A 22858-nucleotide genomic window follows, 5' to 3' on the forward strand; every position below is an offset into this window, starting at 1 on the left:
ACGCAGCGTTACTGGGGAAGTTGGGGTTGCGCAATATACGCTTGATCGATGCGGCCAGTGAGCGAGTCAAGAAAGGCGATGATCTCGTCGACGTCTTGGTCGCTCAACGTGCGTCCGAGTTGGTATTCCGCCATGATGCGCACCATCTCGGGCAAGGTGGCTACGCTACCGTCGTGCAAGTACGGCGCTGTTTTGGTGACGTTGCGTAACGAGGGTACCTTGAAAAACCCGCGCTCCAGTTCGTTACCGGTCACTTTCGCCCTCCCGGGGTCCTGGGTGGGATACAGCTTCACGAGGCCGAGTTTTTGGAACATCGTGCCCCCCACCAGCGCACCGTTGTGGCAGGTAATGCAGCCGGTATCCATGAACTTGGCTAAGCCCTTCCGCTCTTTTTCGTTCAGGGCATTGTCGTTCCCCGCCAGGAAGTCATCGAAGCGCGACGGAGTCACGAGCTTGCGCTCGAACGCGCCGATCGCGCGCGCGATGTTATCGTAAGTGATCGGCTGATCCTGGCCTGGGAATGCCGCGCGGAACAACGGGAGATAGCCTGGAATGCTCGTGAGCTTGCGCACCACTGCCTCCTCCGAGGGCATGCCCATTTCGACAGGATTGAGGATCGGCCCTTTGGCTTGCTCCTCTACGTTCGGGGCGCGCCCGTCCCAGAACTGCGCAATCTGAAACGCGGCGTTGTATACCGTGGGCGAGTTACGATCTCCGCGACGGCCGTCGTGCCCCGGGGAGGTTTTTTCGTTGTCCACTCCGAAGCGGTCGAGCTGGTGGCAACTGTTGCAGGAGATCCGGTCGTTTACGGACAGTCGCGCATCGTAGTACAGTATGCGCCCGAGCCGCACTTTTTCTTCGGTGAGGGGATTATCTTTGCTCTCGGCTACCGGCGGTAGGGGAGCAAAAAGCGCTAAAGCACGTTGGCGCAGCTCTCCAGCCGATTGCGCTTGCGCCGCAGAGGCTCCGAGCAGGCCAAGAATGGCAAGGAAAGAACCCAGAGAACGCCTCATACGCACCAACAACCTCCTTGAACTGATGAAGTCGTGCCCGCCAGGACGATTCGCAGGCGACAACGTTTCATAACGCAGCGCGTTGTTGAGTCCAGCCCCCATTGCGTGGCTTGGTTGCAAACCTATACGTGCGGCGCATGCAGCGTTCGTGGTTCGACTTGGAGGGACGGGTCGCACTGGTCACGGGTGCCAGCCGTGGCTTGGGGCGCACCATGGCCTTGGCACTCGCGCGTGCGGGGGCGGACGTCGTTGTGGTTGCCCGGACCGAACCCGCTCTGCACGAGGTGGCCCACGAAATTCAAGCGCTAGGCCGGCGGGCGCTGCCTGTGGTGGTGGACGTGACGGCGGAGGACGATGTGCGCCGCATGGTGCGCGAGAGTGTGGCCACGTTTGGGCGCCTCGACATCCTCGTGAACAATGCGGGCGTCGGGGAGAGCCGCTCCCTTGTGGAGATGGAGGCCAGCGAGTGGGACCGCACCATGGCAGTCAATGTGCGCGGCCCCATGTTGTGCTGCAAACACGTAGGACCGGTGATGATCGAGCAGCGCCGCGGCAAAATCATCAACGTTGCTTCTGTTCTGGCCACCCGCGTCGCCCGCTACATGTCGCTCTACTGTGCGAGTAAGGCTGCCTTGGTGCAGTTCACCCGTGCTCTGGCCTTGGAATGGGTGCGGTACAACATTCAAATTAACGCCTTGTGTCCGGGCTATTTTCTTACAGACATCAATCGCGACTTCTTTGCGAGCGAGCGGGGCCAGCAGTTTATCCGCGAGCTGCCCATGAAGCGCTTGGGCGAGGCGCAGGAACTCGAGGGAGCCGTCGTATTCCTCGCCTCGGACGCGACCAGTTACATCACCGGCACCTGCCTGTACGTAGACGGTGGTCATAGCCTCCTTTGAGGCAGTGGCACGCCAGTGACGGCATGGTCAAAAGTGACCGCGCTGGATCGCCGCGCCTGTCGGCCGCGTGGGGCTGCTTGCACGTGTGCCGAGTGCGTTTCCCGGCACGGCATTTGCGGAAGCGGCTTCAATGATGCCTCGTGATGGTGTGGCCCAAGAAGCCGACGCGGCAGTCAACAGTGCCCGAGTCCGCGAGCGGTTGAGCGAATGGATCGCGCAGCGCATTGAGGTCGCAGCGCCGATTGCTGCGGTTGCCTTGTTGGTCGTCAATGGCCTGGGATTCCTCTGGGGAACCGGTAAAAGCACGGTCTTCTCGGCGGCGTCGATGGTCTGGCAGAGCGTCTTGCTTCTGATCGAAGCCTGGATCATGCGGCGCCCGAGCATCCGCCGCTATGCCCGGGAGGTTGGGCTGATCGTTGCGAGCTTGGTCTTCGCTAGCATGGTTTTGGATGGCTGGGTCCAAGGGGAGCCAACCACGAGTGCCCTGTTGCTTGCAGCTTTTGTCTTGGTCACTCCTGCCGTGCTGCCATGGGGCTGGAAGAGCCAACTCGCTTTTGCGGCTATGGGGACGGTCGCGTTCTTAGCGACGCTTGCGCTCACCGTGGGTGTCAGTACCGGCCTGAGCACTCCTTGGGGCTCGGCAATCATCGTGGCAGCGGTGGCATCGCTCGGGATCGCAATGCAACTGGAGGCGGTGCACACCGCGGCGATTGAGCATGCGCTGAGGCAAGAACGAGAACGTGCATTGTACCAGGAACTGGTCGATCGGGCGGTCGAGGCCATTTTGCGCACGGATATCAATGGATCCATCCAATTCGCAAACGACGCCGCTGCCCGGTTGTTTGCTGTAGATCGGCAGGAGCTATTAGGGCAGCGGTTCTTTGATTTTGTTGCCATCCCCACGCGGGAGGAGGTCGTGCGCTTCTTCGCGGAGCAGTACCGGGGCAATGACGATCGCGCGCTGCGGGAGACGCCAATTGTGGACGCGAAGGGCAACCGGAAATGGGCTAGCTTGACCGTTCGGACTCTTCGTCGTGGCAGCCAGCGCGACGGCTTCCACATCGTTGCCCGAGACATTACCGAGCGTGTACGGATCGTGGAGCAACTGCGGCAAAGCGAAGTGCGCTTCCGGAGCACCTTCGAGCGGGCGCCGATTGGCATCGCACTGGTGGCCACCGATGGGCGATTCCTCCAGGTGAACGGCGCCCTTTGCCAGATGTTGGGCTATTCGGCGCAGGAGTTGTGCCAGCGGGATTTCCAATCGATCACCTTTCCCGCGGATTTGGCCGCCGACCTGGCTCTGGTGGGCGAATGTCTGCAAGGGTTGCGGGACACGTATGAGATGGAAAAGCGTTATGTCCGGCGCGACGGCAAGCTTGTGACGGCACGTTTGCTGGTAGGGCTCGTGCGCGACTCGCACGGGATTCCCGTGTACTTTGTGTCCCTGATCGAAGACATCACCGAGCGTCGCCGGCTAGAACGCGAATTGGCACAGGCAAAAGAGGCCGCCGAGGCGGCAAACCGGGCAAAAACCATGTTCCTCGCACGCATGAGCCATGAGATCCGCACTCCGCTGACCGGGGTGCTCGGCATGTTGGATCTCTTGCGCTCTAGTGCGCTCACGGCGGAACAGTTGGAGTATGTGGAAACCGCCAAAAGCTCCGGGGAAACCTTGCTGGCGTTGCTGAACGACTTGTTGGAACTCTCGCGTATCGAGTCAGGCAGGATCGACTTTCAGGTGGACACGGTGGACAGCCACCGGCTGATTCACGATGTTTGTCGAGCGTTCCGAGCACAAGCCGAAACGAAGGGGCTCGGCTTCGAGCTGGCAGTTGCCGCCAATGTGCCGCAATTTGTCCGCATCGATCCCAAAGTGCTCCGCCAAATCCTCGTCAATCTCGTTGGCAACGCGGTGAAATTCACCACGCAGGGATGTGTGGGTGTGGAAGTCCAATGGCAGGCCAGCGACGACGAACATGCGGGCACGCTCTGCCTTGTGGTCAGGGACACCGGCCCAGGAATCGCGCCTGGGGAGTTCGAGCATCTGTTTGAACCATTCGCGCAAGGCAGCGCCGGGCGTCGCACTGGGGGCAGCGGGCTCGGGCTCGCGATTGTCCGCCGTTTTGCGGAAGCGTGCGGCGGTGGAGCCTGGGTGGAAAGCGAGTGGGGAGTGGGGAGTACCTTTCACGTTCGGCTGCCGTTGGAAGTCGCGGCTCCCAGGCAACCGAGCCAGCAGACGTCAGCAGCCGTGGCTGAAGAGCCCGTACCAGCAGGGGCGCGGAAACGCAGGAGTCGGCGCGTGCTGGTGGCGGAAGATCATCCCGTGAACCAAATGCTCCTGCGCCGGCTCTTGGAGAAAGGAGGTTATGAGGTGCGCCTCGCCGGCGACGGGAATGCCGCGTTGGCGTGCTTGGAGGTTGAGCGTTTCGATGCGCTGCTGCTCGACGTGCAAATGCCCGGCGTGGACGGACTGGAGCTGACAAAAATCGTGCGAGAGCGTGAGGCCCGTGGGGAGTGCTTTTCGCGCAGCGGCGGTACGGTGCCCATCGTCGTGCTCACCGCGCACGCTTGGGCGGAAGATCGCGAGCGCTGCCTGCAAGCGGGGGCCAATGCTTACCTGGCCAAGCCCGTGCATGCCGCCGTGCTGTATGCCAGCTTGAATCAGTGCTTGCCTGCCGAACAAGAGATGGAAGGGGAGCCGGCACGAGTGGCGTAGGGATGCTGATGGGAAGGCCGTTAGGGCGGCGCGCGCTCGATGCCGCGCCAGAGTCTCGACCGCGTTTGCCCCTGCGGTCGCGATACACAACGGATAATGGTCTGCGCTTGCAACCGGTGTGACCACCGTGGCAAGGTGACTTCATGGCGCATCCTGGCGACGGCGCGCTCGACCTAGCCGCCCCCGCAGCAGGGCGGCGGCTGCGCGTCGTGCTTCTAACCTTTTACAACTACGAGTCGCACGCGCTGCGGATTTTTCACCCGTTGCTCCAACAGCGCGGGCACGACGTGCATTCCATCTTCTTTAAGAACTACTTCACGTACGTGCGGCCCACCCCTGAGGAAGAAGACATGGTGGTGGATCTGGTGGCTCGCCTCCGCCCCGACTTAGTCGCCGTTAGTGTTTGGTCAACGTACTACCGGCTCGCTGCGCGTTTGAGCGAGCGCATTAAGGCTCAAGTCAACCCAGTGATCATTTGGGGCGGGATTCACGCGCAAACTCGCAGCGAGGAGTGCTTGCAGCATGCGGACATCGTTTGCCGGGGTGAAGGCGAGTATGTGCTTGCCGAGCTGACGGACCGCTTGGGGCTCGGTGAAGACTACACCGACCTTGCGGGATGCTGGGTACGGCGTGGAAACACGATTGTCCGCAACCCGCCGCGGCCGCTGATTGCCGATCTCGATGTACTACCGCTGCCCGATTTGTCGCCGGAGAATAAGTACTATCTCGGCAACGGTCGCTGGCGTGACGTCGCACGTTGGGACCGTGCGGCAGTCAGTTACGATGTCATGGCCGTGCGCGGCTGTCCGTTTCAGTGCACGTTTTGCATCCATAATTTCACGCGCCCGGCCACGCGTGGGTTGGGAACCTACATTCGGCGCCGCAGCGTGGAGCATGTGCTTGCCGAGCTGCGCATGGTGAAGGCGAGTCGCCCGCGCCTGGAGGCGATTGCCTTCAGCGACGACATCTTTGCTCCGCCGCGGCCGTGGCTGGAAGAATTTTGTGCTCGTTACAAACAAGAAATTGGTCTTCCCTTTGTGATCTTTTCCTTCCCGGGGATGGTGGACGAGGCGAAGGTACGCCTCATGCGCGACGCCGGTTTGTGGTGCACGACGATCGGAGTGCAGTCTGGCTCCGAGCGGATCCGGCGGGAATGCTACGAGCGTGCGACCCCGAACGAGACTATCATCGAAGCCTGTCGCATTTTGGCTAAGCACGGGGTGGTACGAAATCTCGATTTCATCCTCGATAACCCGTACGAAACGGACGAGGATCGGCGCGAGACCATCGATTTGCTGTGCCGCTTGCCGAAGCCCTTCTACGCGAACTTCTTCTCGCTCACTTACTTCCCTGGTGTGGATTTGACCGAACGCGCTTTGCATGACGGCTTCATCACTCCGGATGACGTCGAGGACCGTGCGGAGAAGGGATACCACTTGTGGGGCGGTGCCTTGATGGAAGCGCGCGGGCCGGAAGCTTTGTATTGGGACGTGTTATACGCCATGGCAGTGCACGGGGTGCCGCGGTGGGTGATCCTTCGCTTGATGAAAGGAAGCTTGATCCGCCGCCATCTCCGTCAGTTTGTCCGCTTGGCGCGCTGGGCGGGCTCCCTCGCACAGTGGAAGAAACGGCACGTGGATCGCTGGGTCGGTAGGCCCAATCTCCTCGATCATTTCTTCATCAACACAAACCGTGAGGATGTCCCAGCGGAGCCCGTGGTGCATCCGAACTTTGGGCAGACGCCGTTCAGTGTTCCGCAGCAAGTAACCCCGGCGGCGAAGATGCCTCTCCACCCGGTGTCGTCTGCGCGCGACGTTGCCGCGGTGGATTCGCCCTAGCCACCTGAGCTCGGGCTTCTCCCTGCAGTGTCTGGCAAGAAGGAGCCACTCCGAGAGTTGCCGGGAGAAACGGCGAGGGCACGGTTTCCCGCCGGCCGCAGGCAGAAGCGTTCTGCCGACAGTTACGTGCGCGCGACGGTAGGACTCGCACCTGGCTCCGGCAAACGGAGAGGGAGGGATTCGAACCCTCGGTAGAGTTTTAGCCCTACACACGCTTAGCAGGCGTGCGCCTTCGACCTCTCGGCCACCTCTCCAAGCGTCGGATTCCGGCTTTGCTTACCTTTCCTCGGCTTTATCTGCAACACTGCGCGTCCGCAGCACCAGTTTCCGCAGGTACAGTGCATCGAAAACCGCAGCAGCTTCCACGTCGTTGTTGAAGTACGCAAAGCAGCGCTTGCCGCGCCGCGCTTGGCTGCGGAGCCACCGCGCCCAACGCCGCAGCCGCACTCGGCTGTAGCGACCGGCGTAGCCGGTGAGCGGGCCGTGGAAGCGCAGATATACCGCAGGACCGACACTCACGCGTGGCACCCGAAGCCCCGGGAAGTCGTGCACTACAAAGGTTGCTCCAACTTCCGCGAGCAGCTGTTGCACCGCAGGGATGAACCAACTGGGATGGCGGAATTCGAAAGCGTGAATATAGCCTGCGGGCAACTCGGCCAAGAAAGCGGAGAGACGCTCTAGGTCGCAGCTCCAGCGTGGTGGTAGTTGGTACAAAATCGGCCCGAGATGGTCGCCCAATTCCGCGAGCGTGTGGCAAAACTGCTCTAGGGTGCGGCTGACTTCACGCAGCTTCTTCCGATGGGTGAAAAAACGGTTGGCCTTGACGGCAAACAAGAAACCTGGCGGCGCCATTTCTCGCCAGCGGGCCACGACCTCGGGAGTGGGCATTCGGTAAAAAGTGTTGTTGATCTCGACGGTGTCGAAGGTGCGCGCATAAAAGGAGAACCATTCCGTGGTGGGTAGGGTCTGAGGATAAAAAATCCCTCGCCAACCCGTATACTGCCAACCCGAACAACCGATTCGTATCGGAGCTAGGGCGCCGGTTGCCATATCCCTGGAATGGCCGTGCCACAATCAGGGCAGCGCCCGGCAGCGATCCGATTGACGAGCAGGGTGAAGCCGTATCGCCCCACGAGGAGTGCTTTGCACTGGTGGCAGTAAGTGTTTTCGCCTCCTTCCCCTGGCACGTTGCCTTCGTACACGTAATTGAGGCCTGCCGCGAGGCCGATTTCCCGTGCCCGGCGGAGTGTGGCCACTGGAGTGCGCGGGCGATCGAGCAGCCGATAGGTGGGGTAAAACTGCGTGACGTGCCAGGGCATGTTCGGATCGATGCTCGCCAAAAACTCGGCAATCTCGCGCAGCTCGTCATCGCTATCGTTGTGCTGCGGGATCACCAGGGTGGTCACTTCCACCCAGACGCCGAGCTCTTTGTAGCGGCGAATGTTATCGAGCACGGGAGTAAGCCGGGCACCGGTCATTTGCTTGTGCGCGCTGTCGCGGAAGCTTTTCAGGTCGATGTTGGCGGCATCGAGATAAGGGGCGATCGTTTGTAACGCTTCCTTGCCGATGTACCCATTGGTGACGAAGATGTTGCGGAGCCCGCGGCTGCGCGCGAGCCGGGCGGTATCCAGAGCAAATTCGTAGAAAATCGTCGGCTCGGTGTAGGTGTAAGCGATGCTCGTGCAGCCGCTACGCAAGGCGGCGGTGGCGACCTCTTCTGGACTGACGTCTTCCCCTGGAATCCGCGCGCCAGCTTCGCGCAAACTCAGGCAAAGCACCTCGGGGTCATGCCCATCGCCGTTGCCATGATTGGGGACGATCACTCCCTTCTCCTTTGGCTGTTGCGAGATTTCGTAATTCTGGCAGTGCAAACAGCGGAAATTGCATCCGACTGTGGCGATAGAATACGAGAGCGAGCCCGGCAGAAAATGGAATAACGGCTTCTTCTCGATGGGATCGATGTGCCGCGCCACCAATCGGCCGTACACCAGCGTGAACAGCTTGCCCTCGACGTTGACACGCACCCCGCAAGCGCCGCGCCGGCCGCCGGAGATTTTGCAATTCAAGGCGCACAAGGTGCATTCGACTTTGCCGTCCGGAAGGGGGTGCCAAAACAACGCTTCGCGCACCGAGCTCATCGTGACTGCATTATACGGCGCATTCGCGGCACTCGGCTAGAGCGGCGTCGTCGACTAGCGAAAGCACCTGGCCGGGGCGGCTACCGTATCGGTAAACGGTGATGCCTTTGAGGCGGTATTCGCGGGCCATGAGGTAGATGTCCCGCACCTGCTCCGCCGTGGCATCGGCTGGGAGGTTGATCGTTTTCGATACCGCCGCATCGATGTAAGCTTGGAACTGGGACTGCATCCGCAAGTGCCATTCGGGCGCGATGTCGAGCGCGGTGGGAAAACGCTGGCGAATTTCTTCCGGCAAGGTGGCGAGGTCACGGATGGTTCCGTGCTGCAAAATGTGTTCGCGCACCGCTGCCACTTGGTCTCCCAAGGTTGCCAGCACTTGCTCCACTGCGGGGTGGATTTCCGTGAAGTGGCGGCCATCGAGCAGGCGGCGGCAAACTGCCAGAGCAAACAGCGGTTCGATACCGCTGGACACGCCGGCAATCAGGCTGATCGTGCCTGTTGGGGCAATGCAGGTGACAGTAGCGTTGCGCAGCGTTTTGTATCCGATTCCGGGCCAGATGCTCTCCGGAAAAGCAGGAAAGGAGCCGCGGCGTTTGCCGAGCTCGAGCGAGGCAATCCGGGCTTCAATGCTGAGGAAGGTGACGATGTCTCCGGCCAGGGACACAGCCTCGATGGAGTCGTAGGGGATGCCGAGCGCAATCAAGAGGTCGGCAAAGCCCATCACTCCGAGTCCGATTTTCCGCGTGCGCCGAGTTGCTGCGGCAATTTCTGGCGATGGATGGGTGGTCGCTTCAATCACGTTATCGAGAAAGACCACAGCGTCTTGAATTGCTTCGCGCAGTGCCGGCCAGTCGATATCGTTCGCCCGCAGGAAGCGGGGCAGGCTCAAGGAGCCGAGCACGCACGACTCGTTGGGCAGCAGTGGCTGCTCCCCACACGGGTTGGTGGCCTCGATGTTGCCAAGGCTCGGCACCGTGTGGTGGCGATTGATTTCGTCGAGAAAGATGAGACCGGGGTCGCCGGACTTGCAGGCAGCATCGGCAATGCGGTCGAGCAGCTCACGTGGGTCGACGTGCCGAACGATTTGGCCGTTGCGCGGGTTCACCAGCGGAAACGGTTCGCGGCGATCGTAGGCATCGAAGAATCTCTCCGTCATGCCCACACTAATGTTGAAGTTCTCCAATCGACCGGGAGCGAGTTTCGCTTGGATGAAATCCTCGATGTCCGGATGAGACACCCGCAGCACCCCCATGTTTGCACCGCGTCGACGTCCGCCTTCGCGAATCACAGCCGTGGTGTGGTCGAAAAGCTCCATGAACGAGACTGGTCCCGACGTGACCCCGCCAGTGGAACGCACCCGGTCGCCCCGCGGGCGCAGCGCGCTAAACGAGAAGCCCGTACCGCCGCCGGTCTGATGGATGCGGGCCATGCGCCACAAGGCGGTAAAAATGGAATCGAGGTTGTCCTCAATCGGCAAGACAAAGCAGGCGGCCAATTGCGCTTGAGGTAAGCCGGCGTTCATTAACGTGGGTGAGTTCGGCAAGAACTCAAGTTCGATTAACCGGTGGTAAAAACGTTCTTCCCACTCTTCTGGGGATTCGCCGAAGTCCTTTGCCGGAGCAGCCACCGCGCGGGCGACCCGCCGGAGCATGGCTGGGGGGTCTTCGATCAAGTTGCCCTGCTCGTCGCGCAAGAGATAGCGTTCCTCCAATACGGCCAGTGCGGCAGGGGAGAGATGCAGTGCCATCGTGTGCGCCTCGCGACGAACGACCTTGCCACCGTGAGCTACGGGATTTGTGCGCCCTCTGCAAGACGCCGAAAGGTGCTCGGGCCGTAAGTGTAACCGCCGCGAATGGTGAGGGTCGCTGGCGACCGCAAGTCGGCGTCGCGGGCCACGCGCAGAGAAGCCGTTGAAGCCGACGGTGTCGATCAAAGAGGCGAGGAGACGGGTTGGCGGAATCGCCGATGCACACCCCATGCGGGCATGGGCCCGGACCACTGCGAACCACCGTTATGGAGCTGGGGGCAACGGGGGATCGGGACGGTGCAGCAGCCGACACTCAGGCGCTTCTGGAACGGTGCTGATGATCGGGCTCGAGGACCGCAGAGAATTGCATCGTGGATCACTCCGGCGTACTGTCGCTGGCGTCATGGTTGCTGCTGCGAGGGCGAGCCGCTCGGTTGTGGCCATCCGACACGTGCCGTTCGAGGATCTGGGAATTTGCGAGGCGATTCTCCGGCAGCGCGGTTATGCCGTTTCCTACCGGGATGCGGGGGTGGACGCGCTCACGGACGAAACGGTACGCAAGGCCGACCTCCTCGTCGTGTTGGGCGGACCCATCGGCGCTTACGAGGAAGATCGTTATCCCTTCCTTCGTGACGAGCTACGCTTATTGGAAGAGCGTTGTGCACGCGACCGGCCAACGTTGGGGGTGTGTCTCGGCGCACAGTTGCTCGCGCGGAGTTTGGGCGGCCGCGTGTTTCCCCTGGGAGCAAAAGAGATCGGTTTTGGGGCGCTGGAACTGACAAGCGAGGGTGAGCGTTCGCCACTGCGTTACTTGAAAGATCAGCCAGTTCTGCACTGGCATGGCGACACCTACACGTTACCCACCGGTGCCCGACGGCTGGCGTCGACCCGGCTCTGCCGCGAACAAGCCTTCGACTGGGGCAAGAACCTCCTTGCCCTCCAATTTCATCTGGAGTGGGATTGGCCGCGTTTCGAACAATGGCTCATCGGGCATGCGGTGGAACTGGCCGCCGCGCAACTGGATTTGCGCGGGCTGCGTGCGCAAGCCCGCGACTACGCTGCCTCCACCATTGCCGCGCGCCGGCGTTGCGTCGAAGGGTGGCTCCACTCGGTCGAAGAGGCTATGGGGCATGGGAGTAAGGAAGATGGCCGGCACGCTTCGGGTGAAGAGAGTGTATGACCCCGTGGAACAAAGCGACGGCTTTCGCGTGCTCGTGGATCGGCTGTGGCCCCGCGGGCTGAAGAAGGAGACGGCTCGCATCGATTTGTGGCTCAAGGATATCGGCCCGAGCGACGCCCTGCGGAAGTGGTTTGGACACAACCCGGAGCGGTTTGCAACATTTAACGAGCGCTACCGAAAGGAGTTAAAGGTGAACCCTGCCACGTTGGGGCAGTTGCTCGAGGTGGTGCGTCAGCATTCGGTGGTCACGCTGGTGTACGGCGCTCGGGATCGAGAGTGCAATCACGCTGTGGTGTTGCGAGAGTTTGTGGAAGCACTGCTGCGCGCGCAGATGCCTACCACCCGTCGAAAACACTTGCATCCATAGTGTGGGCTTCGGCGATCGCTGTTGTGGCGTCGATTCGGGTGCCTGGGGCATACCCTTCAGGCAAAAAAAATGACCGTTTGCGCGGCGACCGTGTGCCCTGGCGGTAAAATTTTCACGCCCCCACTTCCTTGTTTGAAAAGCCAGTGCGATGCAGGTAAGACAAATTGTCGCTGCTCGAAGCAGCCGTGAGAGGGACAGGAGACGCTATGCGGAGGGAAGGAGTCGGTCGATTAGGCATCGCTCTCGTTGTCTGCTCCCTTCTTGTGTTGGGAGCAAGGCAAATCCGCGCCGAGGAGTGCTCGAATAGCTTTTCGAGCACGTTTGAGCTGATTCAGCGGGCGATCTTCGAAAACAAGGGATGCACGAATCAGGTTTGTCACGGAGAGGCTCGCGCCGGCGGATTGGACTTACGAGCCGAGGCGGCGTACCAGAATTTGATCGACGTATCCTCGCCTATCTTGCCAGGGTGGAAACGGGTGGTCCCCGGGCGGCGGGATTTGAGCCTGCTCTTTATCAACCTCGCCGCGAAAACGTTGCCGGGACAGTACCAGGCGCCACTGCGTGCCATGCCGCTCGACCCACTTCCTGCGCTGAGCCGGGATGAGTTGGAGGCCATTCGCCGTTGGGTGGAAGCGGGGGCACCGAAGGATGGCGTGGTGGCAGGCACGGGGGAGCTCCTCGACGCTTGCTTGCCGCCGCCGGAGCCTATTGCCATCAAGCCGCTCGATCCGCCGCCGCCTGGCACGGGTGTACAGATTCGCATGCCCCCATACACCCTGGCCCCACATTCTGAGCGCGAAACTTGTTTCGTGAGTTACTACGATGTCAGTGATCAGGTTCCCGAGGAATTCCGCGGGCCGGACGGGAAGACGTTCCGCTACAAGCGCAATGAAATTCGGCAAGATCCGCTGAGCCACCACTTGATCGTTAGCTTGTACACGGGCAACACGCCGCCCAACGATCCTGCTTGGGGGGAATTTTCTTGCCACGGTGGGGACAAAGAGGGTACGCCCTGCGACCCCACGGATTTGACGTTTTGCGGTGAGGGGCTTTGCTCGACGACTCCGGTGAACAGCATCGCCTGTATTGGGTTTGGCCCGCAGGACTTGAATTTGGGGTTGGCCTCCTCGGGTTTCACGGGAACTCAGGAGACCGCTTCGGAATTTAACTTTCCACCGGGGGTTTATCGCGAGGTGCCCATCCGGGGCATGATCATTTGGAACTCACACGCCTTTAATTTGACAGACAAGCCGGGCTTACTGCGTGCCTGGCTCAATTTCGAGTTTGCCCCGCGCGAAGAGCAGATCACCCCCTCGCTGCAGATCTTCGATACGCGGACGATCTTCAAGATGACCCCAGTTCCCCCCTTCCAAACCAAGGAAGTGTGCAGCCACTACACGATCCCGCGCTTTGCTCGTCTCTTTGAGTTGAGCTCGCACGCGCACAAGCGTATGAAACGATGGCGCACGTTCGAAGGCGAATTCGCTTGTCAAGGTGGCCCGGCAAGCGGGCAAGCCTGCAGCCCCCTGGGCTACGACTTCTCTAGCCCCGACGTTTGCCAAGGCTACCCATGCAAGGCATTCAAGCGCCAACGGGCGGGTGACTGCGATGAAGATGGTCAGGTGGTTGTAAGCGAGCTGGTCAAAGCAGTGCGGATTGCTCTGGGGGACGACAGCGTGCGCGCCTGCGTGGATGCTGACGTGAACGACGATGCGCAAATCACCGTAGAGGAAATCTTGCGCGGCGTGAACTCCGTGCTTACGGGCGTTCCCGCGCCAGTGGAGCGCGACCCCAACGAAAGTCTCCTGTATGTGAGCCTGATTTACAACGACCCCGTTGTCCTACCCTTCAATCCGCCGCGGAAGTACGACGCGGTCTCCGACAGCGAGCGTACGTTTACCTATTGCGCACTGTACGACAACGGATTCATCGATCCTGAGGAGGTCAAGCGGAAGTCGACCTCCCCTGTGCCGCCCGTCCCCATTCCCGGGGTTGGCGGCCCCTGTCAGCAGCCGACCCACTGTGTGGCGGGTAAAGTTGGGGCGCCCTGCTCTGGGAACAATCAGCGGCAGCGGAACGCCTCCTGCGACAGTTCGCCGGGAGCGGGCGACGGGCTTTGTGATGCCTGCCCCCTCACTGGCGGTGTCACCACCGAAGACGAGATGTTCATCTTGATGGGTCAGTACTACATCGCCCCGTAGCCCAAAAGGTACAGGCACCAGGTTCAGCAATGGGGAGCCGCGATCCCGCCGGATCGTGGCTCCCTTTACTTTAAGCGGGCGCTCGCGCCAATTGTTGGCGGCAATGTTGCCCCGGTTCGGTAGCTTCCGTCAACCCCTTGCTTCCAAGCGCGGCTCCGGGATAGCCTTGCGACGATGACAATGGTAAGGCGGAAAGCGTTTCGAGTGAAACGGCGTAAGGACCTGAAGGTGTGTCGCCTTTGTGGTCAACGCGCGGCAAAGTATCGGTACCGTGGTCGGGTGCGGTGGGATTCGCGCCACGACCTGTGCTGGGCATGCTGGCGGGCTTGGCAAGACCGGTGCCGACCCTTGGCGCCGCGGCGTGATCGCGAGATCGCCGTCAGTGCCTTAGTCGTCGCGTAAAGGGCTCGGGGAGGATCTGTTTTCGCCTGAGATAACGCCGGGTAAGCTCGACGAGCGCGGTGCCACGGAGGTGAACGCGTGGCACCGCGCGTTTTTTTGCTCGAACGCGAACGACAGGCGGGGCCGCAACCCAGTGCGGACCGGGCTTACATGTGGTCGATGACCGCTTGCCCAAACTCAGAGCACTTGACCAGCTTGGCGCCCTCCATCAGGCGGTGGAAGTCGTACGTCACTGTTTTAGCCGCAATCGCTCCCTCCATTCCTCGAATGATAAGGTCGGCCGCTTCGTTCCACCCTAAATGGCGGAACATCATTTCACCGGAGAGAATCACGGAACCGGGGTTGACCTTATCGAGATTCGCGTACTTGGGAGCGGTGCCGTGGGTAGCCTCGAAGATGGCGTGACCGGTGACATAGTTGATGTTGCCTCCGGGCGCGATGCCAATGCCTCCGACCTGCGCGGCCAGAGCATCCGACAGGTAATCGCCGTTGAGGTTGAGGGTGGCGATGATGTCGAAGTCGCGCGGCCGGGTGAGCACCTGTTGCAGGGTAATGTCCGCAATCGTGTCGCGAATTAGGAGCTTCTTCTTCCACTGGCCGTTTCCGTGCGTATCCCATAGGGCCAAGCCGGCTTCCACCTCGGCGCGAATCTTGGCTTGTTGTTCGGCCGTCATCATGTCATATCCGGGCTCAATCAAGCGCGCGTTTTCCTCCACCGAGAGGGCGGGGTTCTCTTCTTTGTTCCCTAGGATCCAGCTTTCGCGCTCAGTGACCACCTGTTGGCGGAACTCCCGCTTTGCCAGCGCGTAGCCCCAGTCGCGGAAGCCGCCCTCGGTGAACTTCATAATGTTGCCTTTGTGCACCAAGGTGACGCTACGCCGCCGGTAACGGAGTGCATACTCGATGGCCGCACGGACGAGCCGCTCTGTCCCTTGGACGGACACGGGCTTCACCCCGATAGCGCTCGTTTCCGGGAAGCGGATCTTTTTGACCCCCATTTCGTTTTGCAGAAAGGCGATGACCTTGCGCACCTCGGGGGAGCCAGCCGGCCACTCAATGCCCGCGTAGATGTCCTCGGTGTTTTCGCGGAAGATGACCATGTCCACGAGTTCGGGTTGCTTCACCGGGCTGGGCACTCCGGGGAAGTAACGAACAGGTCGAAGGCAGACGTACAAGTCGAGCAACTGGCGGAGCGCCACGTTCAGGGAGCGGATCCCACCCCCCACGGGCGTGGTGAGCGGCCCTTTGATGCCGACGATGTACTCTTGAAACGCCCCCACAGTTTCATCCGGCAGCCACGTGCCGAGCCGGTTGAAAGATTTCTCCCCGGCCAGCACCTCCATCCATGCAATTCTTCGTTTGCCTCCGTAAGCCTTTGCGACGGCTGCATCGAACACCCGTTGGGCCGCCCGCCAGATGTCGGGGCCAGTGCCGTCGCCCTCGATGAAGGGGATAATGGGCTGATCAGGAACTTCGAGCTTGCCGTCGACACAGCGAATCTTTTCTCCGGGCGGAACTACGAGCCAGCTAGCCATGCACAATCACCTCTCCGAGTTCGAAATGGTTGAGCGTGCGGCCGGTATATCAACGGTCACCGTAGCTGTCGACCGATTGCTTGGTCCCCCGGACACCTCAGCGCCCAGCCACCACGAAGTCGTCCCTCCGGGCACGAGCACTGAGCGCGTGCCATACTCGATCAGCGGCTTGATGGCCGGAGTGGATGCAATCCGGGAGGCCAACGCCGCGGTACGAGTTGCCCGCCAGTGCGAGCGTGGGCTCGCGGGCAATCAACTCCTCGATCGCTCGAACCTTTTCCAGATGGCCCACCTCGTACAACGGCATCGTTTCCGGGTACCGGTGGATTCTCGCCAGCAGCGGCGGCGCGTCGATGCCCAACAGCGGTTCAAGTTCTTGCCGCACGCAACGCACGAGCTGCTCATCTTCCCAATCCATGAGCGGGCGCTCCTCGCTACCACCCAAGAATGCGCGGATGAGGATCGTGCCGTCCGGCGCACGATACGGGTACTTGAGGTGACTCAACGTGCACGCCCAGGTGTGCAACCTTTCGGTGCGCGGAATCACGACGCCAAAACCGCTGACAGCCGTTTGCAACGCTCCCGCAGGGTAGGCCAGGTTCACGGTGAGGGAGGGAATGGTTTCGATGCGGGAGAGCCGCTGCGCCAAGGCGGGAGCGGCTGTGTCGAGAAGGGCCGCCGCCCGGGGCGCAGGCACGGCGAGAATGACGGCGTCCGCCTCGAGCACTTCACCGTCGCGAGTAAGGACACGCCACAGCTCTCGTTGGCGCTCAATGCGCGCCACTGTGGTGGAGCACCGCACCTCCGCCTTGCTCAGGCGCTGCGCCAGGGTGTCGACGAAAAGCTGCAGCCCTTGATCAAAGGAGGCAAACAAACTCCATCGAGCACCGGAACCCGTGGTGCGCCCCGCGCGTGCTTGGGCGCGCATGGCGAGAATGACACTCCGCTGCTGTTCCTCCATGGCGAGAAACCGGGGCATGGTTGCCCGCAAACTGAGCCGGCGAGCATCGGCGAGGTAAATGCCTCCAACCAGCGGTTGGGCAATCCGCTCCACTGCTTCGCGCCCAAAACGCCGCTCAACAAACGAAGCCAAGCTCTCGTCCGCACCAGATCCTCCGCGTGGCAACAACACCTCTGCCGCCATTCGCAACTTGCCCCACCAGGAGAACAACCCTGAGGTCGCAAATGGCCAGAACTTGGTGGGGGCGAGAAGCAAAAATCCGTCGGGCAGCGGGTGAAGCTTGCCTCCCCGAGCCACGTAGGTGCGGCGGAATGCGTCGTTGGTTCCCACGAGGTGCCGCTCGAGTCCCAGGGCGCGCGCGAGCTCCAACGCCCACGGCTTCTCGGTCAGAAAAGAGTCCGGCCCACCTTCGAGGAGAAACCCCTGCACATGTTCGGTGCGAATCGCACCGCCGAGCCGCGGCGTAGCCTCTAACAAGGTCACACCCGGACGTACGCCTCCCTTCTCTGCGCAAACAAGCAGGCGGTGCGCGGCGGCCAGCCCTGCAATGCCTCCCCCGATCACGACAATCCGGGGTGTCATGTCGATCCTGCCTCCACGTGCTCGCAGACGATATCCGCGAGCATCCGGATGAATGCTGAATGCTCGCCTACCGTGCGCGCACGGATAAAGCGCAGCCCGCTAGATTCGGCAGTTTTCCGGGCCACCATGTCTAGGTCATACAGGACCTCGACATGGTCGCATACAAAGCCCAGGGGCGCAACCACAACGGCCTGGGTGCCCTCACGGGCAAGACGCAGCAGGCATTCAGAAATATCCGGCTCGAGCCAAGGTTCCGTCGGCGGCCCACTGCGGCTTTGGAAAGCAAGCTCCCATCTGTCGTGCGCCAGCCGTCGACAAACCGCTGCGGCGGTCTCCTCGAGCTGGGCAACGTAAGGGGAACCGGCTGCCATCCGTTGCGGCAGGCTGTGAGCGGTAAACACCACGGGTACCGTCGGCCGTTGCGGTTCGGGAAACTCTCCGAGTGCTTGGGCGACATTACACGCCACTGCTTCCCGGAAGCCAGGGCGATCATACCAGCAGGGGCCGATGTCCACTTGCGGTGCCGTCTCGCCAAGTTCGGCACGGGCATCGGCGACGTCGGCGACGTAACGATCCCATCCTGCCTCGGACCTTTGCGGCGACAAGATGATGCCTACGGCACGTTTGTGCCCCCGCTTGTACATCGCAGCCAAAGTTTCGCTCAGAAATGGATGCCAATTCCGCATGCCGATGTAGACCGGCAACTCCAAGCCGCGGAACCACAACTCGGCCTGCAAGCGTTTGGCTTGGCGCTCGGTGATTTCCGGTAGCGGCGAGCGCCCGCCCACCGCGAGGTAGTTGTTGCGGACCTCGGCGAGCCGATGCGCGGGCACGTTGCGGCCGCGGACGACGCGGGCAAGAAACGGGTCGATTTCTTCCGGGGCACGAGGGCCGCCAAACGCGATCAACAGGACTGCATCGTACATAGTGCCGAGCGTACCTGTGTTTGTGTGGGAGTCTAGGCGTGGCTGCGTGTTGCGCGGCTGTACTCGTGCACGAAGTCCACCAGCGCCCGCACGTTGTCCACTGGGGTTGGCGGCAAGACGCCGTGACCAAGGTTGAAGATGTGTCCCGGCCGGGTGCCCACGCGATCGAGGATGTGGCGGGCTTGGCTGAGCAACGCCTCCCGTGGCCCCAGCAAAGCGACCGGGTCGAGGTTGCCCTGCACCGCCCGATCGAAGCCCACGCGCTGCCACCCGTCGGCAAGGTCGACGCGCCAGTCGAGCCCGATCACGGTGCCCCCCGCCTCGCGGAGGAGCTCGAGGAGGCCCGCGGTGCCCGTGCCGAAATGAATGACAGGAACTTCCGCAGGCAGTGCCGCAAATAGTCTTTGCATGTGCGGTAGAACGAAGCGGCGATAATCCTGCGGCGACAGGCAGCCCACCCAACTGTCGAACACCTGCACAGCATCTGCTCCGGCAGCGATTTGCCGCCGCAAGTACGAAGCCACATTGTCCACCAGCAACTCCATTAACGTCTGCCACGCCTTGGGTGCCCGGTACATCAGAGTTTTCGTGTGCGCGTAGTGTCGCGAGCCACCACCCTCGATGAGATACGATGCGAGTGTGAACGGTGCGCCGGAGAAGCCAATCAACGGTACCCGAAGGCTGGCCCGCGCTAGTCGCACCGCTTCGTACACGTAAGGGAGTTCCGCTGCCGCATCGATGCGGGGAAGCCTTTGGACATCTTCTGGGCTGCGCACCGGGCGGTGGATGATCGGCCCATCGTTGCGGGAGTATTCCAAACTGATTCCGAGCGGATCTAACAGCAGCAGGATGTCGGCAAAGAGGATGGCTGCATCCACCCCGAGCTGGTGGACGGCGGTAACCGTCACTTCAGCCGCAGCAGCGGGAGTTCGGCAGAGTTCCAGAAAGCTGTAGCGCCCACGTATCTGCCGGTACTCCGGCATGTAACGGCCGGCTTGCCGCATAAGCCAAATTGGGGTGTAGGCTACGGGCAAACGCCGGCAGGCGGCGAGGAATGTCGAATTGCTCACAGTGCGGGTTGTGTAGAGCGAAATGCTGCCTAGGTAAAGCAAGCCGCGCGCGTTGCTGTCGGGGATGGCCGCAAGCTGGTAGACTGCAGGTTTGCGTGTAGCGCCGCCGCCTTACGCCGCCCGTTTGTGGGCGAGGCAGGCCCGCGCCCGGCGCGCCAGTAGATGCGCGAGCACGCCCATTTTCGGCGGTGCAGCCTCTAAATCAGGCTCGACGCCATGATGCCGCAAAGCTTGCGAGCAAACCGGACCGACAGATGCCACCACCATGCGCCGCAATTGCTCCTGCCAGCGTTGGAGCTCGGGTTCGAACTCGCCTTCTACGAACGCCCACACGTTGTGCACTTGGTTCGCGCTGGTGAACACCGCCACCGCGGCCTTGCCCTCGAGGATCGTGCGAATGCCTTGGCGGAGCGGCAATAGATCTTGCGGGTACTCCCAGCGGTAAATGGCAATGCTGTGTACTGCGGCGCCGCGTCGTCCCAGCTCCCGAAGCAGCTCGTCGTTCGGCAACCCGTATTCGTGCACGGCCACCGTTTTGCCGGCAACGGGCAGCTCGCGGTCAACCAGCGCCAAGATTTCGCGCCAGGTGTACGGTTCCGGCACGACCTTGTCCGGTAGAAGGCCGAGCTCGCGCAGCGCAGCCACGGGCTTCGGCCCGCGGGCGAGCAGCGTGGCTCGGCGCAGGGCCTCAGCCACCTCTGGCGCAGAAAGCTGGTCGCTCACTTGTCGCACCAGCGTTCGCAACCCCACCCCCGTGAGTAAGATGACAACGTCGAAATGGCCTTGCCGGAGCTGCTCCACGTAAGCAATCAATTCGTCGCGATTGTCCCGAGGGAGCTCGCGCATCGCCGGAGCCGAAACGGGGATGCCGCCGTGGCGGCGAATCATCTCAGCCAGTTCTGCCGCACGGCGGCTCTCGAATGCGACCACCACGAGCTCGTGCAAACCGCCAGTGCTTGGATTGCCGTCGTGCAAATTTTCAACGGACATCGACTTAACCGTTACTCCGCAAGTGTTTCCATCACCCGGCCGCTGTCGCTGTCCACCACATCAAAGCGCACCGCTCGGGCGATTTGAAACCGCCCCTTTTGCTCGCGTATGCGGCTGAGCATGCGCTCGCGGAAGAGGTTGCGCATTTCGGAACCCATTTGCTCCATGGGGAAGTCACGCACGTAAACTTTGGCCGCCCCGTCACTCACCCACTCAATACGGTCCACTTTCGGGCCCATGACGGGATTTTGCCGAAAGAGATTCTCTGCCGCGGTGCGAAACGTGGTCTCTCCCTCGGCGCCTGCGGGCCCTTGCGTTGCGGAAGTACCGGGTGCCTCTTCGCCACTCAGCCGAGCGATGAGCTGATCGACCTGCGCGCGAATGCCCTCGTCCGGGGCGGTCTCGCGGGCGCGCGCAAAAGCAGCTTTGGCCTCTTCTTCCTTGCCGAGGCCGTGGTATGCGACTCCAAGATTAAAGTGCGCCTGAAAGAAGTTCGGGTTCTCGCGGAGCACGGCGCGGTACGTTTCCAGCGCCTTCTCCGATTGGCCGAGGGCGAGCAACATCGTGCCCAGATCGGTACGAACTTCGAGATCGTCGGGTTTTTTGGCGAGGTATTGTTCGTAGTAATTCACCGCCACGCTGGGTTGGCGTTGCTCGTACGCAATATTGCCGAGGGCGCGGAGAGCCTCGAGATCGCCGGGGACTCGCTCGGCGATGTGTTCATACGCGTTGCGGGCTTCCGGCAAGTAGGTGGGGTCGAACATGGCGGCTCGATACTGCGCTTGTGCCGCTTGTCGCCACAATTCCAGGTCGTCCGGTGCAGCCTTGGCGCGTTCTACCAATTCGCGGATTGCGTCTTTGACTTGCTGTGGAAGCTCGATCGGCGGATGGTCGGCGGGAAGATCCGCCTTAGCGCTCGCCTCCCCGCGTTTGATCCCTCCTTTTGGGGCGGGAAACAGGAGCCCGTGCACAATGCCCACGGAAGAAATGGCCAGTACCGAACCGAGTACGAACAGCGGTGCCCAGCGTGCCGGGATCTTGAAGCGGAGCCGTTTTGACTCGTGGAACGGCCGCCCGCAGTGGGTACAATAACGGCCGCCAGGATGCCGAGCGGCCCCGCAAAATGCGCAGAAGCGAGCTTCCATGCGGGAAAACGCTAACGACTCTGAGTAACTGCCGCAATGACGCGCGGCTCATGGTCAGGGTTACGCGGCGGCGAGGCTCCGCTATATTGGCCGCCGCCAACGACGACGAGGAGGAGTGCCGCGATGAGACGGATGCAGCGATGGGTGGTGTTTGGATTGGCGCTAGGGATGGCGATGTCGTCGTGTACTTGCGAGAGGGCCCTACCCCCGGCTCCGCAGCCCCCAGCGGCAGGCTTCTCCGAGCGCGCGGCGAGCCTTTCGACGCCGAGTCCTTCTCCTCAACTCGCTAAGGCAACCCCGACCCCCAAAGCCGAGCAAGCAGCCGAGCTCCCCACCCCCGCGGCGGTGAGCCTCCCTGAGGACTTTCCTGCCGACGTGCCGATTTACGCCGGCGCACAGCTCGAACAAGTGCACGACCTTCCGAACAATGCCCACAACGTGATCTTTCGGGCGGAGGGAAGTGTGGAGGACATCAACCGCTTTTACCACGAAAAGCTCGCCGCGGCCGGTTGGAACGTGACCCAACAGTTTGCGCGTCCGAACCACGCGTTCATGACCTACAAGAAGGGCAACTTGATCGCCAACGTCACGATTGCTGAGGATGCGAGGGATCCGAGCAAGCGCGTCATTGCGATTATGTACGAAGAAGAACAGCCGCTACCGTTCGAGGAGTTCTAGGGCACGGAAGCGCGTGCCCGATTACCTCGCTCCTGGTTCGGCTGCGCAGACTTCGGGAGAGGGCTGGTCCGCTGGCTGATCACGCACAGGGCCACTGAGGCAGTAGAGGTGGGCGGGTTCTTGGGTGTGGCGAGCGTGTCGCTGCGACCGGCCTGGGCGCCATGGAGCGCCCGGTTTGGCACAGGTCAGTGAATTGCATTTCCGGTCGTGTTAGCCGGCGACCGTTGGCACCTAGCTCGCGGCATTGGTCTTGGGTGACGAGGCTCTCGGTTGTTTTTCGGTTGCGCACGAGACAGGCAACTTGGTTGCAGGTCTCGCCGTAGGAGCGCTGTCTGGATTGCGAGGTGGCTAGGTTACCGTGGGCGGCGAAAACGCGGGCACCGGCTGTGGCGTCTCCGCGGGCAAGGTCAGCGCACTCTTACATTGCCCGTGCGCGGTTTGGCCCGTATAATCGAGGGAACCACTGCAAG

The 22858-nt window shown here is 61.7% G+C and carries 17 protein-coding genes and 1 tRNA gene; 7 read left to right on the forward strand and 11 right to left on the reverse strand.

The genetic code is table 11. The features are described 5' to 3' along the window. Positions 1-8 precede the first annotated feature (8 nt). Positions 9-1013 carry a cytochrome-c peroxidase gene (locus N3C12_02125; GenBank protein ID MCX8071238.1) on the reverse strand — a complete coding sequence of 335 codons (1005 nt, stop codon included), beginning with the start codon at positions 1011-1013 and terminating at the stop codon, positions 9-11. 137 nt (positions 1014-1150) lie between these two features. On the opposite strand from N3C12_02125, the gene N3C12_02130 reads away from it, so the two are divergent. The 3 genes from N3C12_02130 to N3C12_02140 all read left to right on the forward strand — a co-directional run bounded on the left by N3C12_02130 (position 1151) and on the right by N3C12_02140 (position 6466). Then, positions 1151-1912, forward strand: coding sequence for an SDR family oxidoreductase (locus tag N3C12_02130; protein ID MCX8071239.1), 762 nt, complete (start codon positions 1151-1153; stop codon positions 1910-1912). Positions 1913-2042: 130 nt separating this feature from the next. After that, positions 2043-4628, forward strand: a complete 2586-nt coding sequence (locus N3C12_02135; GenBank protein ID MCX8071240.1) for a PAS domain S-box protein — start codon at positions 2043-2045, stop codon at positions 4626-4628. Positions 4629-4771: 143 nt separating this feature from the next. Beyond that, the gene (locus N3C12_02140; protein ID MCX8071241.1) at positions 4772-6466 is read left to right on the forward strand and encodes a B12-binding domain-containing radical SAM protein; all 1695 of its coding nucleotides are present in this window, start codon (positions 4772-4774) and stop codon (positions 6464-6466) included. 165 nt (positions 6467-6631) lie between these two features. On the opposite strand, the gene N3C12_02145 is transcribed toward N3C12_02140, so the two are convergent. The 4 genes from N3C12_02145 to N3C12_02160 form a co-directional block, all read right to left on the reverse strand. Further along, positions 6632-6720 (reverse strand) — tRNA-Ser (locus tag N3C12_02145). Positions 6721-6742: 22 nt separating this feature from the next. Beyond that, positions 6743-7516: a DUF72 domain-containing protein gene (locus N3C12_02150; protein ID MCX8071242.1), complete on the reverse strand. Its 774-nt coding sequence runs from the start codon at positions 7514-7516 to the stop codon at positions 6743-6745. Continuing rightward, complete coding sequence (gene amrS, locus N3C12_02155; GenBank protein ID MCX8071243.1) at positions 7498-8595, reverse strand: AmmeMemoRadiSam system radical SAM enzyme; 1098 nt, start codon at positions 8593-8595, stop codon at positions 7498-7500. Before amrS ends, N3C12_02150 begins: the two co-directional genes overlap by 19 nt. Positions 8596-8614: 19 nt before the next feature. Then, on the reverse strand, positions 8615-10351 hold the full coding sequence (locus tag N3C12_02160) for an adenosylcobalamin-dependent ribonucleoside-diphosphate reductase (GenBank protein MCX8071244.1): 1737 nt from the start codon (positions 10349-10351) through the stop codon (positions 8615-8617). A 337-nt stretch (positions 10352-10688) separates the two neighbouring features. On the opposite strand from N3C12_02160, the gene N3C12_02165 reads away from it, so the two are divergent. The 3 genes from N3C12_02165 to N3C12_02175 all read left to right on the forward strand — a co-directional run bounded on the left by N3C12_02165 (position 10689) and on the right by N3C12_02175 (position 14099). Further along, positions 10689-11531, forward strand: a complete 843-nt coding sequence (locus N3C12_02165; protein ID MCX8071245.1) for a glutamine amidotransferase — start codon at positions 10689-10691, stop codon at positions 11529-11531. Continuing rightward, positions 11497-11898, forward strand: a complete 402-nt coding sequence (locus N3C12_02170) for a DUF488 domain-containing protein (GenBank protein MCX8071246.1) — start codon at positions 11497-11499, stop codon at positions 11896-11898. Before N3C12_02165 ends, N3C12_02170 begins: the two co-directional genes overlap by 35 nt. 206 nt (positions 11899-12104) lie before the next feature. Continuing rightward, positions 12105-14099: a hypothetical protein gene (locus N3C12_02175; protein MCX8071247.1), complete on the forward strand. Its 1995-nt coding sequence runs from the start codon at positions 12105-12107 to the stop codon at positions 14097-14099. 548 nt (positions 14100-14647) lie between these two features. Here N3C12_02175 and icd read toward each other — a convergent pair. The 6 genes from icd to N3C12_02205 all read right to left on the reverse strand — a co-directional run bounded on the left by icd (position 14648) and on the right by N3C12_02205 (position 21710). Next, a complete protein-coding gene (icd, locus tag N3C12_02180) occupies positions 14648-16036 on the reverse strand; it encodes an NADP-dependent isocitrate dehydrogenase (GenBank protein MCX8071248.1) in 1389 nt (462 codons plus the stop codon). Positions 16037-16133: 97 nt separating this feature from the next. Then, positions 16134-17579, reverse strand: a complete 1446-nt coding sequence (gene hemG / locus N3C12_02185; protein ID MCX8071249.1) for a protoporphyrinogen oxidase — start codon at positions 17577-17579, stop codon at positions 16134-16136. After that, on the reverse strand, positions 17576-18505 hold the full coding sequence (hemH, locus tag N3C12_02190) for a ferrochelatase (protein ID MCX8071250.1): 930 nt from the start codon (positions 18503-18505) through the stop codon (positions 17576-17578). The genes hemG and hemH overlap by 4 nt, the downstream gene beginning before the upstream one ends. A 32-nt stretch (positions 18506-18537) precedes the next feature. Continuing rightward, complete coding sequence (gene hemE, locus N3C12_02195) at positions 18538-19575, reverse strand: uroporphyrinogen decarboxylase (protein MCX8071251.1); 1038 nt, start codon at positions 19573-19575, stop codon at positions 18538-18540. A 111-nt stretch (positions 19576-19686) separates the two neighbouring features. Then, positions 19687-20565: a uroporphyrinogen-III synthase gene (locus N3C12_02200; GenBank protein ID MCX8071252.1), complete on the reverse strand. Its 879-nt coding sequence runs from the start codon at positions 20563-20565 to the stop codon at positions 19687-19689. 11 nt (positions 20566-20576) lie between these two features. Further along, a complete protein-coding gene (locus tag N3C12_02205) occupies positions 20577-21710 on the reverse strand; it encodes a tetratricopeptide repeat protein (protein ID MCX8071253.1) in 1134 nt (377 codons plus the stop codon). A gap of 123 nt (positions 21711-21833) precedes the next feature. Between N3C12_02205 and N3C12_02210 the strand changes: the two genes are divergently transcribed. Continuing rightward, complete coding sequence (locus N3C12_02210; protein ID MCX8071254.1) at positions 21834-22388, forward strand: hypothetical protein; 555 nt, start codon at positions 21834-21836, stop codon at positions 22386-22388. Positions 22389-22858: the final 470 nt, after the last annotated feature.

The sequence above is a fragment of the Candidatus Binatia bacterium genome, assembly GCA_026415395.1.
Classification (GTDB): Bacteria; Desulfobacterota; Binatia; order HRBIN30; family HRBIN30; genus HRBIN30.